13 protein-coding genes are annotated in these 15,649 nt (G+C 74.1%); 8 read left to right on the plus strand and 5 right to left on the minus strand.

Annotation, left to right across the window (positions count from 1 at the left end; all coding sequences use genetic code 11):
- Nucleotides 1–67 precede the first annotated feature (67 nt).
- Nucleotides 68–436: a hypothetical protein gene (locus tag AC0693_RS15120; RefSeq protein WP_478802040.1), complete on the plus strand. Its 369-nt coding sequence runs from the start codon at nucleotides 68–70 to the stop codon at nucleotides 434–436.
- Here AC0693_RS15120 and AC0693_RS15125 read toward each other — a convergent pair.
- Together AC0693_RS15125 and AC0693_RS15130 are read right to left on the minus strand one after the other, a co-directional pair.
- The gene (locus tag AC0693_RS15125; RefSeq protein ID WP_478802041.1) at nucleotides 415–1,815 is read right to left on the minus strand and encodes a uracil-xanthine permease family protein; all 1,401 of its coding nucleotides are present in this window, start codon (nucleotides 1,813–1,815) and stop codon (nucleotides 415–417) included. The genes AC0693_RS15120 and AC0693_RS15125 overlap by 22 nt on opposite strands.
- Nucleotides 1,812–2,933, minus strand: a complete 1,122-nt coding sequence (locus tag AC0693_RS15130; protein ID WP_478802042.1) for an arylsulfotransferase family protein — start codon at nucleotides 2,931–2,933, stop codon at nucleotides 1,812–1,814. Before AC0693_RS15130 ends, AC0693_RS15125 begins: the two co-directional genes overlap by 4 nt.
- Nucleotides 2,934–3,087: 154 nt before the next feature.
- On the opposite strand from AC0693_RS15130, the gene AC0693_RS15135 reads away from it, so the two are divergent.
- Nucleotides 3,088–3,645, plus strand: a complete 558-nt coding sequence (locus AC0693_RS15135) for a helix-turn-helix domain-containing protein (protein ID WP_356415949.1) — start codon at nucleotides 3,088–3,090, stop codon at nucleotides 3,643–3,645.
- Nucleotides 3,646–3,717: 72 nt separating this feature from the next.
- On the opposite strand, the gene AC0693_RS15140 is transcribed toward AC0693_RS15135, so the two are convergent.
- Together AC0693_RS15140 and AC0693_RS15145 are read right to left on the minus strand one after the other, a co-directional pair.
- A complete protein-coding gene (locus AC0693_RS15140; protein ID WP_478802043.1) occupies nucleotides 3,718–5,733 on the minus strand; it encodes a Dyp-type peroxidase in 2,016 nt (671 codons plus the stop codon).
- Between the two features lie 178 nt (nucleotides 5,734–5,911).
- On the minus strand, nucleotides 5,912–7,480 hold the full coding sequence (locus tag AC0693_RS15145) for an oleate hydratase (protein ID WP_478802044.1): 1,569 nt from the start codon (nucleotides 7,478–7,480) through the stop codon (nucleotides 5,912–5,914).
- A 479-nt stretch (nucleotides 7,481–7,959) separates the two neighbouring features.
- Between AC0693_RS15145 and AC0693_RS15150 the strand changes: the two genes are divergently transcribed.
- On the plus strand, nucleotides 7,960–9,819 hold the full coding sequence (locus tag AC0693_RS15150; protein WP_478802045.1) for a M1 family metallopeptidase: 1,860 nt from the start codon (nucleotides 7,960–7,962) through the stop codon (nucleotides 9,817–9,819).
- Nucleotides 9,820–9,844: 25 nt separating this feature from the next.
- Here the strand turns inward: AC0693_RS15150 and AC0693_RS15155 are convergent, their stop codons facing one another.
- Complete coding sequence (locus AC0693_RS15155; RefSeq protein ID WP_468465524.1) at nucleotides 9,845–10,414, minus strand: HPP family protein; 570 nt, start codon at nucleotides 10,412–10,414, stop codon at nucleotides 9,845–9,847.
- Between the two features lie 336 nt (nucleotides 10,415–10,750).
- Here AC0693_RS15155 and AC0693_RS15160 point away from each other — a divergent pair, with 336 nt between their 5' ends.
- The 5 genes from AC0693_RS15160 to AC0693_RS15180 all read left to right on the plus strand — a co-directional run bounded on the left by AC0693_RS15160 (nucleotide 10,751) and on the right by AC0693_RS15180 (nucleotide 15,571).
- Entirely contained in the window at nucleotides 10,751–11,266 is a 516-nt protein-coding gene (locus AC0693_RS15160; RefSeq protein ID WP_478802046.1) for a hypothetical protein, read from the plus strand.
- A gap of 378 nt (nucleotides 11,267–11,644) precedes the next feature.
- Nucleotides 11,645–12,130, plus strand: a complete 486-nt coding sequence (locus AC0693_RS15165) for a hypothetical protein (RefSeq protein ID WP_356415932.1) — start codon at nucleotides 11,645–11,647, stop codon at nucleotides 12,128–12,130.
- 83 nt (nucleotides 12,131–12,213) lie between these two features.
- A complete protein-coding gene (locus AC0693_RS15170) occupies nucleotides 12,214–12,765 on the plus strand; it encodes a hypothetical protein (protein WP_356415929.1) in 552 nt (183 codons plus the stop codon).
- A 14-nt stretch (nucleotides 12,766–12,779) separates the two neighbouring features.
- Nucleotides 12,780–14,003, plus strand: a complete 1,224-nt coding sequence (locus AC0693_RS15175; RefSeq protein WP_469317232.1) for an MAB_1171c family putative transporter — start codon at nucleotides 12,780–12,782, stop codon at nucleotides 14,001–14,003.
- Nucleotides 14,003–15,571, plus strand: coding sequence for an amidase family protein (locus AC0693_RS15180; RefSeq protein WP_478802047.1), 1,569 nt, complete (start codon nucleotides 14,003–14,005; stop codon nucleotides 15,569–15,571). The genes AC0693_RS15175 and AC0693_RS15180 overlap by 1 nt, the downstream gene beginning before the upstream one ends.
- Nucleotides 15,572–15,649 lie beyond the last annotated feature (78 nt).

Genomic DNA, 15,649 nt, shown 5'->3' on the forward strand with positions numbered 1-15,649 from the left:
GCCCCGCCGGTACCCCGTGGCAGACTCGGCCGAGCACGCGCGGGCACGGCACGAAGGAGACGAGACGGTGGCAGCGGCGGACCCGGCCGACGACGGCGCGTCCTGGTACGCGGTGCGCTGCGTGTTCCTCTGGAACCGGACGGACCTGGACGAGCGGCCCGAGGGCGCGACGTACGAGGAACGCCTCACCTTGTGGCGGGCCACCTCCCTGGACGAGGCCATCGCCCGGGCCGAGACCGAGGCCGCGGTCTACGCCGGGGAGAACGGCCACCGGTACCTGCGCCTCGCGCAGTGCTACCGCCTGGACGCCGACGCGGGGCCCGCGGACGGGGACGAGGTGTTCTCGCTGCTGCGGGACAGCCCGCTCGGCGCGGACGCCTATCTGGACCGGCACTTCGACACCGGCGGCGAGCATCAGGGCACCGGCGAGGGCTGAGCCGAGGGTGCGAGCGGCGGGGCGGCACGCGGCGGGCGCTCTGCCGCGGCGGCGAGGGCGTGCAGCAGGACGGCGGCGAGGGTGCCCGCGACCACTCCGGAGCCGAGGACGGTACGGACCCAGCCCGGGAAGCCGCTGTAGAGGGCCGGCGCGACGAGCGGCAGCAGACCCACCGCCAGGGCGAGGGCAGCGGCCATCGAGCGGCTCCCGTCGCCGAGCTCGGCGCGCGCGAGCATCTGGACGCCCATCAGGGCGATGACCGCGTAGACGACGAGCGCGGAGCCGCCGACCACCGCCGGGGGCAGGCCCGCGACGGCGCGGGACAGCGGGGAGAGCAGGCCCATGACGACGAGCAGGCCCCCGGCCGCGGCGGTGACGAAACGGCTGCGGACGCCGGTCAGGCGGCCGATGCCGATGTTCTCGGAGCTGGTGACCATCAGGGAAGTGCCGAGCACCCCGGCGAACAGCGAGGTCAGCGCGTCGGCCCGGGCGACCCGGGGGACGTCGCGGCCCGGGTCGGCGGGCCGGCCGACGGTCTCGCTGTTCAGGACGGTCTGACCGGTGATCTCCGCGAGGGTGGTCAGGCTGAACAGGAGCAGCGGCAGCGCCGCCGCCAGGTCGAACCGCGGCGTCCCGTACGGGAAGAGCTGCGGGAGGGCGTAACCGCCGCCCCCGGCCGGGCTGAAGGTGCCCAGGCCCGTGGTCACCGCGATCACGGTGGCAGCCGCCATGCCGATCAGGACCGCGCTCTGCCGCCAGACGCCGCGCAGCAGCAGGTACGCCGCCACGGTCAGCGCGACCGTGAGACCGGCCAGGACGACGGTCCGGGGCGCGGGGTGCCCGCCCGGCCCGGCGATGAGCTGGGCGGCGACGCGGACCATGGAGATCCCGATCAGCAGCACGGTGACGCCCATGACCAGCGGCGGGAAGAGCCGCACGATCCGGGCGTACAGCGGAACCACCGCGAGGAGCAGCGCGGCGGCCAGGAGCACCGATCCGGTGGCCACGGCCGGGCCGTGGTCCGCGGCCGTCTGGAGGAACAGCGCGGTCGCGGCGCCGCCGGGGAGCATGACGAACGGCAGCCGCGCCCCGAACTTCCACACGCCGAGGGACTGGAGCAGGGAGCCGGCTCCGGACAGGACGAGGACCGCGCTGAGCAGTGCGGCGGTTGCCGCGGGGGTCAGCCGCAGCGCGCCCGCGGTGAGGAAGACGGTGGAGACGGGTGCGGCGGCCATCGCGAGGACGTGCTGGACCGCGAGCGGGGCGAGGCGCCGCAGGGGGATCCGCTCGTCGGCGGGATCGGGGGCCGTGGCCGGGGACGCGGCGGGCGCGGGTACGGGCCACGGGGCCGCGGGGGGCGGCGTGGACGGCGTACTCATGAGCCGGTCTCCAGCCAGGGCAGTTCCTCGGCCGCGTAGCGGTAGGCGCGGAACACCGCGTTCGGTTCGGCGGGGAAGAGGCCGCGGACCTCCGCCTCCTCGTAGCCGCCGAACTGCGGGACGACGTACTCCCACACCAGCACGCCCTCGGCGGTCACCTCGAAGAGGCGCCCGGCCGGGGAGTCGGTGACCAGCGTGTTCCCGTTCGGGAGCCGCTGCGCGGAGCCCATGAAGGGGGCGAAGAACGATTCCCTGGCGGGGTCGTGGTACTCCCACACGATCTTCCCGGAGCCGCGGTCGATCTCGATCACCCGCGAGTAGGGGACGTCGTGTCCCGGGCGGAACACCCCGTTGTCGAAGACCAGGAGGTTCCCGTTCGCCAGCTCGGTGGGGTGGTGCTGCTGGGACACGGTGCCCGGCTCGGTGCGCCACAGGATCTCGCCGGTCTCCCGGCTGATGACCACGACGGCCGAGACGCTGCGCAGGCTGGCGAGGACGTTGCCGTCCGCGAGCGGGAGCACGGAGTTGATCAGCGGCCAGTGTTCGCGGGCGTAGTCGGGGTGCAGCGGGTAGGCCTCGCGGTCCAGGTGTTCGGCCGCGCGCCAGGACCACACCTCGGTCCCGTCGGCGTCGACCTCTTTGATCGTGTCGGCCCAGACGGCGCCGTCCGCCTCGGAACCGGCCACTCCGCCCCGGACAGCGGCCGCCTGCGGCCCCGTCAGCGGTTCCAGCGCCGTGTAGAGGATCCCGCCGTCGTCCAGGTGGTGGGCGTCGTGGTGCTGGAGCGGGTCGCGGTGCTCGCGCAGCACCGTCCCGTCGGGGGCGTGCACGCCGAGCACGCCGCCCCGGTACTTGTGCCACATGGGGAACGGCGCTTCCTGGCCGGGCAGCACGCCGTTGTAGGCCAGCAGCCCGCCGGGCAGGATCCGCGCGTGGCGGCCGGGCCGGTACGGCAGCGTCCAGGTGTGGACGCTCTCGCCGCGCAGGTTCACCAGGTGCACCTCGCCGCCGCCGGTCAGCGGGGCGTAGAGGGTGTACCCCTCGAAGGCCGCGTCGGGATCGAGGGCGATGAGACCGGTGCCGCGGCGGCGGCGCTGGTTCTGGTCGACGGTGGGCACAACAGGCTCCTCAAACTTTCTTTGACTTGCTGGAACAAGTTCGAAGGTAGAGGCGTCGTGTGTCGGCAGTGTGACGGGCGTGCGAAACGTGCTCCGGGGGGTGTGCGGAACCCCGTCCGGGCCCGCGTAGGGTGACCCGGGGGAGGACGCGATCATGACGGAAACACCCGCGGCGAGCCCGGGACTCGGCGGCGCCGTGCGCCGCCGGCGGCGGGCGCTCGACCTGACGCTGGCCGCCGTCGCGCGGCGCAGCGGCCTCTCGGCGCCCTTCCTCAGCCAGATCGAGAACGAGCGGGCCCGCCCGAGCATGCGTTCGCTCCAGCGCATCGCGGACGGCCTGGGGACCACCGCCGTCGAGCTGCTCGCCGCCGCCGACGCGGTGGACCGACGGGTCGACGTCGTCCGGGCCCGCGAGGACCCGGGGCTGGCCCCCGACGCCGGGGTCCGCCCCCTGGTCCGCGGCCGGCAGCAGATGCACGCCCTGGAGTTCACCGGCGCACAGCACGCCGACCGCGAATTCGAGCACCGTGGGGACGAGTTGATGTACGTCGCGGACGGTGCGGCGGAGGTCGAGGCCGAGGGGAGCACGTACCGGCTCGGCCGGGGGGACACGCTCTACCTCACCGGTGGGGTGCGCCACCGCTGGCGCGCGACGAGCCCGGACACCCGCGTGTTGCTGGTCTCCGTCTCGGACCGCTTCCCCGGCGACTGACCCGCCGGGACCGTGTCGTCGTACGGTCCCGGCGGGGCGGTGTCAGTGCGCTGCGGCCGCGGCGGCGCGGTGTCAGTGCGCCGTGGCCTCGGCGGCGGCGCGCCAGAGGGTCTTGTCGCCCTGGAGGACGACCGCGTCGCCCGAGGGGCGGACCAGCAGCCGGGCCCCGGGGTGGCCGGTGGTCCGCGAGGACCAGCTCACCGCCCCGGCGAGGGTACGGACGCTCAGCTCCCCGTCGGCGGAGAAGCGCGCCTCGGCGCCCGCCCCGGAGGTGCCCGCCTTCCACACGGCCCGGCCGTCGCGGTCCCGCAGGACCAGGTCGCCGTCGCTCTCCAGGCCCAGCCGGACCGCCCCCGCGTCCAGGACGTCGCCCGGGCGCAGCACGGTGCCGGGGTGGACCTCGATGGCGTTGTCGAGCCGGCCCTCGGCCAGGGCCCGCAGGGCCGGGAGCGAAGGGGTGAAGGCGTAGACCGTGCCCTCGGTCCGGACGTGCCGGCGGAAGGCGAGGGTGGTCGCACGGCTGCCGGTCCCGGACGCCGAGGGGGATTCGAAGGTCGCGGCGGAGCCGGCGCCGATGACCGGGTCCGCGCCGGGGAGCGGATGGCGGCCGGGCGGGAAGTCTGCGTTGTTGATCCAGCGCTTGGCGATGAACTCGAACTGCTCGACGAGGTCGGCCTGGTGGCTGATGAAGAGCAGCCCGCGCGCGGCGTCCCCGCCGGGGGCGGCCCGGGCGCCGGAGCCCTGCGGAACGCCGTGCCCGGCGGCGGGGTGGGGCGGTCCGAAGGGGATGCCGCGCCGGATGATGCGGCGGTTGTCCAGGTCGGCGGCGGGCAGCGGCGGCCGCCCGGGCGCGGGGGTGAGCCCGGCGCGGGGGTTGCTCTTGCGGATGTGCGAGAACAGCGGCGTGGTCCAGCCCTGCGGGTCGTCGTGGAAGTCGAGCGTGCCGTCGATGTCCTCGTTGGGCAGCGGGACGCGTTCGGCGGCGGGGCAGCTGGCGACCGGTGCGCCGCCGGGCCACCGGCCCACCATCCGGGCGGCGAGCCAGGACGCGTCGGCGTCGGCGGGCGCCGCGCCGGACTTCTTGAGCTCGGCCAGGCACTCCCCCGCCTGCTCCCACCACCCGGGCACGTCCTGGGCGAGGCGCCGCACGACGTGGAACGAGCCCCCCGTGGCCCACGCGGGCAGCGCGGCGGGGCGTCCGCCGACGCGCTCGTGGCCGACCAGGAACTCACCGGCCGGGATCAGGCGGGCACCGGGCCTGCCCCGTACGGCCGCGGCGTTCGCGGGGTCCGCCGCGTCGAAGCCGCGGACGCCGGGCTGGCTGATCGCGTCGAGGAAGCCGAAGTGCTCGTGTCCGCGCAGGGCGCCGGGGAGGGTGGCGCCGTCCTGCCGGAAGAGGACCTCGGCTCCGGCGCCGTCCAGGTCGCGCCGGTGGCGCTCCACCGCCGCGGCCAGGCTCGCGGGGTCGTCGGCGGCGAGCGTGAGGACTGCGTGGACGTCCTCGCCGCCGGCCCCGAAGAGCCACCCTTCGGGGGCGCTGTCCCCGGTGTCCCCCAGCTGTTCGGCGCGGGCCGCGGCGCCGTCGCGGAAGGCCTCGGCGGTGCTGCCCGCCGGGACGGCGGGGAAGGGGTCCTTGTCCGCGAGGAGGCCGAGGCCGGTGTGGGTGAGGCTCACGCCGGTCCACAGGACGGACATGGACGGGTCCACGCCGTTGCGCAGGCGCCGCGCGGCGCTGAAGTCGCCGTTGAACCGGGTGACCTTGTCCGTCGTGGACAGTTCGGGCAGCAGCCTGCCGAGCCAGCCGCGGCCCTTCTCGGGCTCGTGGAAGTGCACGAGGAGCAGGCAGACGTGGTCCTTGCGGAAGCCCGCGAGCACGTCGCCCTGGGTGGTGGCGTCGGCCCGCAGGGGCAGGGCCTGCGCCGCGGCCCGGGCGGCGGCCGGGGTGCCGGGCGCCGCCCCGGCCGTCACCGGGTGCGCGGCGGCGGCCGTGGCGGGGCAGGCGCCCACCGCGAGCACGGCCGCGGCGCCGGCTCCGGCCCGTACGACGGTGCGGCGGGTGGGGTGGGGCGGGGAGGGCGGGCTCTGCAAGGTGTCCTCCGGCGGGGAAGTGGGTGCACGGCGGGCGACGCCGGGGAGGCGGGCCGGGGGCCGATGATCATCACCCTGGCCGATCGGAGGGGGACGCGCGAGGCGGGCACACCGATGGAGTGACGGGGCGCGACGGGGGCCGGGCCTCGGCCCCGCGCGCACCCCGAGCACCCCGTGCTCAGCGGCGGTGCATGGTGTGGAGCGCTTCCAGCAGCACCTTGGGGTCGTGCCCGCCCTTGTACACCGGCGGCGGCCGCCGGTCCAGGTGCAGCAGTTCCGCGACCGCGGTCCAGGCGGTGCGCACCGAGTACTCGACGGTGAAGACCACGTCGTCGGGGACCTCGGCGTACTGGCCGATGAAGGCCAGGTTGGTGGAGCCCTCCGGGACCACGCGCGGGCGGTCACCGGCCTTGCGGACCAGGAACTGGCTGGTGATGTAGGGCATCAACGCGGGCCGCACGACCGACGATTCGAGGATCCGCCCGCTCTCCGCGAGGCGCAGGTGGCCGAGGACTTCGGTGAGGATCTCGCGCCCCGTGCACTGGGCCATCGTCTTGCCGACGTGGTCGCCCTCGCGGTCCGGGAAGAGGGCGTACCCCCACCAGACGAAGGTGCCGTCCGGCTGCTCGTGGAAGTGCGGCTGGTGGTTGAGGACGATGGTCAGCAGCCAGCCGGAGTCCTTGAAGGTGATCAGGCCGCCCTTGCCGGCCTCGCTGCCGGAGAACTCCTCCATGGCCTTGAAGAAGGTGGGGTCCTGGGTGGTCACGGTGAAGGAGCCCCACGTCGAGTCGGTGACGCAGGAGTCGAAGACGGCGGGGTCGCCCAGGCCCGGGCGTTTGGCCGCGAGGGTCTGCCACAGCTGCCACGAGGCGTCCGGCGCGGAGGTGTCGAGTACGGCGGGGGTGTCGGTGGTGCCGAGGGTGGAGTTGGCGGTCATCGAGCCGTTGGTGACGAAGACGAGGTCCTCCGGCGCGAGGGGGATGCGTTCCGGCGCGCCGCCGCCCCGGCTGAGGAGGAGGGCGGTCGCGGTGATGCCGTCCCCGTCGGCCAGTTCGACGTCGGTGACCGTGGTGTTCAGGGTGAACCGGACCCCCTCGCTGCGCAGCCATGCCTGGAGCGGGCGCACGATCGAGTCGTACTGGTTGAAGCGGGTGCGGTAGATGCCCGACATCGTGTCGAAGGTCTTGAAGAGGTGCACGAACCGGTTGAGGTAGCGCCGGAACTCGATGGCCGAGTGCCACGGCTCGAAGGCGAAGGTCGTGCACCACATGTACCAGAAGTTCGTCGTGAAGAACTCCGGGGCGAAGCAGTCCGAGATGCGCTTGCCGTCGAGGCGCGACTCGGGGGTGGCGACGCAGGTCACGAGGTCCAGGCGGTCGCGTTCGGAGAACCCCATGGAGCGGGTGTCCACCGGCCGCCCGGAAGCGTCGACCAGGCGGGCCTTGTCGTTCCACGCGAAGTCCTCGTGGAAGGCGAAGGTGTCGTCGGTGACCGAGGTGCCCGGCGCGTCGAGGGAGGGGATGGAGCGCAGCAGGTCGTAGGTGCACTCGAAGTGCAGCTCGAACATCCGCCCGCCGCGCATGGTGTATCCGGTCTCCGGGTCGCCCGCCGCGTCGAGGCTGCCGCCCGTACGGTCCTGGGCCTCCAGGACCGTGATGTCCTCCCCCGCGAACCCGCCCTCCCTGATCAGCAGCGCCGCCGCGGACAGGGAAGCGATGCCCGCACCCACCAGATAGGCCTTGGCCACGACGTGTCTCCGCTCGGCTCGGCCGCGGCGGCCCCGATCGGCCGCGCGGTCACCCTGACAACCCACCAGCCCCCACGACCCCCCGCAACCCGGGTGCGCCATTGGATACGCGTCCCCGCGCGTCCGGGCCGTGGCCGAGGTGCCGACGGCGTTCGTCCGGGACCACGGGCCGCGGCGGGGACGCGTCCTGAGCGCTGGAGCGGGCAACGCCGGTACGGGGAAAGGGACTTCGCGCCGGGCTGCGGGGAGCGGCCGGGGGATACGCGGGGAACACCTTTACCTGCCGCTGATGGCATGTCCCGGTCACATCTGCCAGGCTTCCCGCTGCATCCCCTGACCCAGGGGGACGCGCCACACCTCTCACCCCAGCGATCGCGCGAGCGATGCGCGCAGCCCGCGGCTGCCCACCGGCCCACCCAAGCCGGCCCGGGCGGCCACCGAGCAGGCCGTCAACCCGGCCGTCTCAAAAGGAGTTCCGCGTGAGAACGACCCCCCACAAGACCCTCGCCGCCACGGCCCTCGCCGTCGCGGCGCTCACCGCCGCCACGCTCTCCGGCGTACCGGCGGCCGCCGCCCCGCGCACGGCCCCCGCGGCCGCCGCCTGCACCCCGTCCCAGGCCGTCGCCAACGGCGACTTCGAGAGCGGCACCTCGCCCTGGACCCAGTCGCAGACCGGCATCATCACCAACCGGACCGGTGAAAACGCCCACGGCGGCACCCGGTTCGCCTGGCTCGACGGCGTCGGCAGCACGCACACCGACACGCTCTCCCAGAGCGTGACGATCCCGTCCGGCTGCTCCACCGCCACCCTGACCTTCTGGCTGCACATCGACACGGCAGAGACGACCACGTCCACGAAGTACGACAAGCTGACGGCGAAGATCGGCAGCACCACGCTCGCGACGTACTCGAACCTCGACAAGAACACCGGCTACGTGCAGAAGTCGCTGGACGTGTCGGCGTTCGCGGGCCAGACCGTGAGCCTCGCGTTCACCGGTACCGAGGACTCCAGCCTCCAGACCAGCTTTGTCGTCGACGACGTCGCCCTGAACACCTCCGGCGGCACGACCCCGCCCGGGGACTCCACCCGTACGCCCGCCGCGCCGTCCTACACCGTCAACCTCACCAGCAACACGAGCGGCACGGGCTGGACCGGGCACGAGAGCGCGACCTTCACCAACGCCTCGGCCACCGCGCTCGGCGAGGTGTACCTGAGGCTGTGGGACAACTACCACGGCACCTGCTCCGCCATGCCGATCTCGGTCACCAACGTCACCGGCGGCACCGCGGGCGCCCTCTCGGTCGGCTGCACGGCCCTGCAGATCACCCTGCCGACGCCGCTGGCCCAGGGCCAGAGCGCCACCATCGGCTTCGACCTCGGCATCACCGTCCCCAGCGGAGCCGACCGGTTCGGCTACGACGGCGCGTTCAGCATGGTCGGCAACGCCCTGCCGGTGCTCGCGGTCAAGGACGGCGCGGGCTGGCACCTGGACCCGTACACCAACAACGGCGAGTCCTTCTACGCGCTGGCCTCCGACTTCCGCGTGACCCTCGACCACCCGAGCGGCCTGCTCGTACCCGCCACCGGCGCTTCCGTCGACACGCCCGGAACCAGCGGCCGCACGGTCACCACCGCCACCGCCACCAAGGTCCGCGAGTTCGCCTGGGCGGCCGGCCCGTTCAGCAAGATCTCGGGCACATCGGCGGCCGGTACCCCGGTCAACGTCTACTCCGTCTCGGGCATCACCTCCTCCGACGCGCAGTCGATGCTCACCACGGCCAAGTCCGCCGTCGACGCCCACTCCGCCCGCTTCGGCGCCTACCCCTACGGCGAACTGGACGCCGTGATCGACAACAACTACTGGTTCGGCGGCATGGAGTACCCCGGCTTCGTCCTCGACCTGGTCAGCACCACCGCGCTGACCCACGAGATCGCCCACCAGTGGTGGTACGGCATCGTCGGCGACGACGAGTACACCAGCCCCTGGCTCGACGAGTCCTTCACCGACTACGCGACCGACCTGGCGCAGAACAAGACCGGCGCGAGCTGCTGGAACAGCGTCTCGTGGTCCGGTACGGCGGAGAAGATCACCAACTCGATGGCCTACTGGGACGCCCACTCGTCCCGCTACTCCACCGTCGTCTACGGCTACGGCAAGTGCGCCCTGCACGACCTGCGCCGCGTCCTGGGCGACGCCGTCATGGCCAAGCTGCTCAAGGACTACGCCGCGTCGCACTGGTACGGCGTCTCCACCACGGCCGAGTTCAAGGCGGCCGCCCAGGCCGTCACGACCACGGACCTGACCTCCTTCTGGACGCAGCACCGCATCGAAGGCTGACCCTCACGCGCCGCGCGGGCCCCGCCTACCACCAGTAGGCGGGGTACCTCGGCGCCTTCGGCCGCACCCGTGAAGCGGCGTACCCCGCACCCACCAGGAGCAGCGTCGCCCCCAGCAGCAGGGGCACGAAACGGGTGGGCTCGGGGGTCTGGAGCACGACGATGACCGAGGTGGCGACGGCCGGCGAGTGCGGGGTCCGGGCCAGCATCAGCACCGCGAGCGTGATCCCGGCCGCCACGGCCGCCGCCCAGCCGCTGCTGCCGGCCGCGGCGAGCACGCCGTAGCCCGTCACCGCCCCCAGGAAGTGGCCCACGACCACCCCGCGCGGCTGGGCCAGGGGCAGGGTGGGGACGCTGTGCACGAGGGCGGCGCTGGCGGCCAGCGGCGGTATCAGCACCGGTTCGTGGATCATCGCGCCGATGGCGACCAGGCCGAGCAGGACGGCGGTCGCGGCGCTGATGGTGTGGAGCGCCGCGAGCGGCCCGGGCCGCGCCGGGGGCGCCGGCCGCACCGGGTGGACATAGAGGTGCGGGTGCGGGTGCGGGTGCTGCTGGGCGTGCTGGTGGGGCACGGTGGCGGGGGCGTCGGCACGCATCTGAAACGATCTCCGGGAAACGACGGCCGGCAGGCCGGGAAGGGCGGGCGCAGGATGGAAACGGTCTGTGCCGCGCGAGGCGAGCCCTGTGATCGACAGCTGCTGTGACCTGGCGCGCTCCCCGGTCGGGGCGCGCGCCATCCGCCCACGACTCTAACCGGCGGGCGGCGCGGAGCGGCGCGGAGGGTGTATGACTGCCTCGGACCCCGTTTCCGACCCACCGGGAGACAGACCGCCATGGCGATGCCGACGCCGCCGCCGACACCCCCTTCGACGCCGGGTCCCGCGGGGCCGCCGACACCGAGCCCCGCGCCCCCGCCGGGTGGCGGCGCGCGCGTGCTGGCCGATCTGGAAGCGGTGCTCGCGGCAGCGGATCCGGAGGCGGCCGGAGTGTTGTGGAGGCTGGCCGAAAACCCCCGCGGTCTGGACGCCAACCTCGTCCGGCTCCGGCCCGGCGCCGTCATCGCGGACCACACCGACCCGGTCCTCGACGTCCTGCTGGTCGTCCTGGAGGGCGGCGGCGTCCTCGACACGCCGGACGGCCGCAGCGCGGTGGGCGCCCGGTCGGTGCTGTGGCTCCCCCGGCACGCGCGCCGCTCCCTCGGCGCGGGGCCGGAGGGGATGCTCTACGTCACCGCGCACGTGCGGCGCCCCGGCCTCGCCATCACCGCCGCGCCGGGCACGGCGGGAACGGCCGGCGCGGACAGCGCGGCCGGCACGGCCGGCACGGCCGGGGACGAAGGCGGAGAAGCGCCCTGTCTGCTGGATCTGGTCTGCGAGGACTGCGGCCGCGTCGCCGCCGAACGCGGCGCCCTGTACTGCTCGCGCTGCGGCGCACGCCTGCCGCACTGATCCCGCGCACCCCACAACGCCCGCTCGCGGACGGTCATTTCCCGTCCTTCGCGGGGTCGGATGGAGATATCCGCTCCGGCCCGACTAAGCTGGTCGCGAGAGCCCGGATACCGCACCCCCGTCGGTATCCGGGCTCTCGTCGTGCCCGGCCCCGGGAACCGGCGGCCGAACCGCTCCGGCGGGTGCCCGTCCGGCCTCCCACCGCCGCGCCGACGGACCGCCGAACGCGCCGCCGCAGGCCGCATCAGGCCTCCAACGCGTCACTTTCGGACACCTGTTGGCTTGATCCCTCACGCCGCGCCGCCTGAAGCGGATCAGGGCTTCCGCTCTCCACGGCTTCAACTATAGTTTAGGCCGGTCGAGAGGAAGCAGCGCACCGTGGACCCAGCAGACGAGAGTCCGGACACCGGAACCTCGCAGCGGTCCCCCGCACCCGTTCCGGGTCCGGGGGCGCCGTTCAGCGACCGCCTGAACTACCTCTTCGACCGCGTACGTCCCCCCGGTGCGAAGGAGTTCAGCAACGCCCACGTGGCCCGGACCATCTCGGCGTACGGCAAGGAGAGCTGTACCGGTGCCTACGTCGGCATGCTGCGCAAGGGCGAACGGACGCCGACGATCACCCTCGTCCCGCTCTTCGCCCGGTTCTTCGGGGTGGAAGCGGGCTACTTCGTCGAGGACGAGGTCACCCGGAAGGTCACCGACCAGTTCGAGCTCCTGCGCAAGCTCAGCGAAGCGGGCGTGAAGGAGATCGCACTGCGGTCGATCGGCCTCTCCGCGAAGAGCCTGGGCAAGGTCCTGGAAGCGATCGAGGTCGTACGGGAGCAGGAGGGCCTGCCCCCGCCCGGCGCGAAGGACCGGCCGTGACCGGAGCCCGTACCCGACCGACGCGTGGCGCGATCCGCACCCGCATCCCCGCCCGCCCGCCGACGACACCGAGAGGAAGCCGCATGTGGCGACGCCGTCGTGACCGCCGACCCGACCTCGGAGCCCCGGGCGCCGTCGAGGTCGAGCGCCGCAGCCGGGCGTTCCTCGACGGGCTGCGGCTGCCGCCCGTCGACAGCGTGCTGGACCTGGTGCCCTTCATGGAGGAGCGGCTCGACCGCTCGATCCGGCTCATGCCCTTCACCCCGGACGCCGCCGACCCGGACGCCCTCGACGCCTCCGCCCCGTGCGGGCTCTGGCTCGCCACCGAGTCCACGGACTACGTCTTCTACGACACCGGCATCAGCAAGCCGCACGCCGAGATCATCGTCGCCCACGAGTTCGCGCACATGCTCAGACAGCACCGCGGCAAGGCGTCGTTCTCCACCGGCACCCTGGGCGGCCTGATCACCGACATCGACCCGGGCACGGTCCAGCTGGTGCTCGGCCGGACCCGCTACGACAACCCGGAAGAGTTCGAGGCCGAGATGCTCGGCTCGCTGCTGCAGGAGCACGTGAGCACGCCCCGCCGCGGCCCCGTGGACACCGACCCCATCACCCGTACGCTGCTGCGCTGACCGGATACGAGCCCGTGAAAGACATACTGCACCCTTCGTGCCTGCTGATCGCCGGGGCGGGATTCCTCTTCCTCCTGCGCGACCTCGGCAAGAGCCGCCGCGATCCCGCGCTGGTCGCCCTGGCGTTCACCTACGGCTTCTCCGCCCTCAGCTACGCCATCTCGCTCACCTGGGTGTGGGTGCGCATCGACAGCACGCTGGGCGTCACCAACATCGCCGTACCGCTCGCCCAGAGCTGCGTGGTCCTGGTCTTCGCGCTCCAGGCCACGGTCCTGGCGCACTGGTCGAAGCCGCTCGCGGAGGCCCGGCGCCGCGGCCGCCTGCTGCTCACGGCGGCCGCCGCCGTGATCCTCGCCATGGGTGTCCTGTTCGTCTTCCTGACGCCCGCGACGCAGCGCCCCACCGACTTCTCGCTCTACTACGCCCACGACCCGTTCTTCCAGGCGTACCTGACCCTCTACATCGCGACCTACACCGTCGCCGAGGTCTACCTCGCCCGGTCCTGCTGGAAGTACGCGCGCACCGCCTCCCGGCCGTCGATCGCCCGCGGCCTGCGGCTGATCAGCGTCGGGGCCGTCATCACCCTGGGGTACAGCGCCATCCGGATCGGGGCCGTCCTCGGCGCCGTCTTCGGCTTCAGCGTGCGCGGCCTGGACCCGTACGCCTGGCTGTGCGGTGACATCGGCGCCGCCCTCACCCAGGTCGGTTACTTCCTGCCCACGCTGGCCACCCGGAGCCGGGCGGTGCGCGCCTGGTGCACGGCGCACCTGCGCTACCGGCGGCTGCGCCCCCTGTGGGCCGCCATGGACCGGGCGGACCCGGGCATCGCCCTGCGCCGCCCGGCCCGCCAGCGCGACGACCTGCTGCGCGGCCGCAGCGCCGAATTCCCGCTGCTGCGGCGGCGGGTGGAGATCCGCGGCGGCCAGACGCTGCTGCGCCGCTACCTGGACCCGGCCGTCCGGACCGCGTCGCAGACCCGGCGCGGCGCGGAAGGACTGACCGGCGCCGAGCTGGCCGCGGCCGTCACCGCCGACCAGATACGCGCGGCGCTCGCCCGGCACCGCGCGGGCGAGCCGGTCGACGCCCCGGCCGACTACGCGGACGCCGAACTCCCCCTCACCACCCCGGAAGACGAACTGCTGCACCTGGAGCGCGTCGCCTCCTACTTCACCCCGCCGCGACCGGACGCCCCCTCCCCCGCCGCACCGCACAGCGCCCCGTCAGGAGCCCGCACGTGATGTTCCGCCGCACCCTGCTCATCGCCTCGGCGGTCGTCGCCGCGGCGACCGCGATGACCTCGTCGGCCGACGCCCGCGCGCGCACCGCCGCCGCGCCCCGGCGCACCCCGCTGCACCGGGCCCCCGCCCACGAGCAGCTCGCCGCGCTGCGCCGGGGCGAGATCACCAGCCGCGCGCTGCTCCAGGAGTACCTGGACCACCACGCCAAGGTGAACCCGGAGCTCACCGCGGTGGTCACGATCGACGCCGACGCCGCACGCGCCGCCGCCGACCGGGCCGACCGGCACCTCGCGCGGACCGGCAAGACCCTCGGCGCCCTGCACGGCCTGCCCATGACGGTCAAGGACGCCCTGGAGACGGCGGGCCTGCGCACCACGTGCGGATCGCCCGACCTCGCCGACCACGTGCCCGCCCGGGACGCCGACGCGGTGGCGCTCCTGCGCGCCGCCGGGGCCGTCGTCTACGGCAAGACCAACGTGCCCGTCCTGTGCCAGGACATCCAGACCTCCAACCCCCTCTTCGGTACGACGAGGAACCCCTTCGCCGCCGACCGCACGGCGGGCGGCTCCTCCGGCGGCCCGGCCGCGGCCGTCGCCGCGGGGCTGAGCGCGCTCGACGTCGGTTCGGACCTTGCCGGCTCGCTGCGCCTGCCCGCCGCCTACTGCGGGGTCTACGCGCTGCGCACCTCCCGCAGCGCGAGCCCGGTGGTGCCGACCCGCGGCCACATCCCGCGCCCCCCGGACTGGGCCACCAGCAGCGACATGCTCACGCTGGGCCCGGTCGCCCGTACGCCCGAGGACCTCGACCTGCTGCTGGACGTGCTCGCCGCACCGGCCCCGGCCGACGGCGCCGCCTGGAAGATCGACCTCCCCGCGCCGTCGAAGACCCGGCTCGGCCAGTACCGCGTCGGCATCTGGGCCGATGACGCGTACTGCCGCGTGGACGCCGACACCCGCGCGCTGCTCGGCCGGGTGGCGGACCTGGTCCGCACCTCCGGCGCCCGGGTGGACGACACGACCCGGCCGGTGGACTTCGCCGCCAGCGACCGGCTGTTCCAGCGGCTGCTGTACGCGACCTCCGCCGCCAGTGCGACGGACGAGGCCTACGCCGCCGAGGTCGAGGCCGCGCAGCAGATCCCGGCCGGTGATCCGGCGGGCCTGTTCCTGCACGCGCGGACCATGCGGCACCGGGAGTGGTGCGTGGCCGACGAGGCCCGCCAGCAGCTGCGGGGCGCGTGGGCCGAGTACTTCACCCGGCACGACGTCCTGATCACCCCGGCCGCCCCGACGGCCGCGGTCCCCGACCAGAGCGCGGTGCCCGTGCCCCAGCGGTTCATCACGGTGGACGGCGTGAAGCGGCCGTACTTCGACCAGACGAGCTGGGTCAACCTCGCCGGGCCGGTGGGACTGCCCGCGCTCGTCCTGCCCGCGGGCACCACCGCGGCCGGACTGCCCCTGGCGGTCCAGGTCATCGGCCCCTACCTGGCGGACCGGACCGTGATCGCGGTGGCGAAGCTGCTCGCGCGGCTGCTGCCCGCACCGCCCCGGCCCCCGGCGCTCAGCGCCTGACGGGGCCCCCAGAACCGGGGCCGTCTCGCCTGACACGGGGGTGCAGACGGGACGGCCCCGCACCACGAAGAGGGCCCC

This window comes from Streptomyces sp. NPDC043876, from assembly GCF_056435825.1.

Coding starts and splice junctions, on each gene's coding strand:
- AC0693_RS15125 (WP_478802041.1), bottom strand. CDS start 1,815: ATGAGTACGCCGTCCACGCCGCCCCCCGCGGCCCCGTGGCCCGTACCC.
- AC0693_RS15135 (WP_356415949.1), top strand. CDS start 3,088: ATGACGGAAACACCCGCGGCGAGCCCGGGACTCGGCGGCGCCGTGCGC.
- AC0693_RS15170 (WP_356415929.1), top strand. CDS start 12,214: ATGTGGCGACGCCGTCGTGACCGCCGACCCGACCTCGGAGCCCCGGGC.
- AC0693_RS15180 (WP_478802047.1), top strand. CDS start 14,003: ATGTTCCGCCGCACCCTGCTCATCGCCTCGGCGGTCGTCGCCGCGGCG.
- AC0693_RS15155 (WP_468465524.1), bottom strand. CDS start 10,414: ATGCGTGCCGACGCCCCCGCCACCGTGCCCCACCAGCACGCCCAGCAG.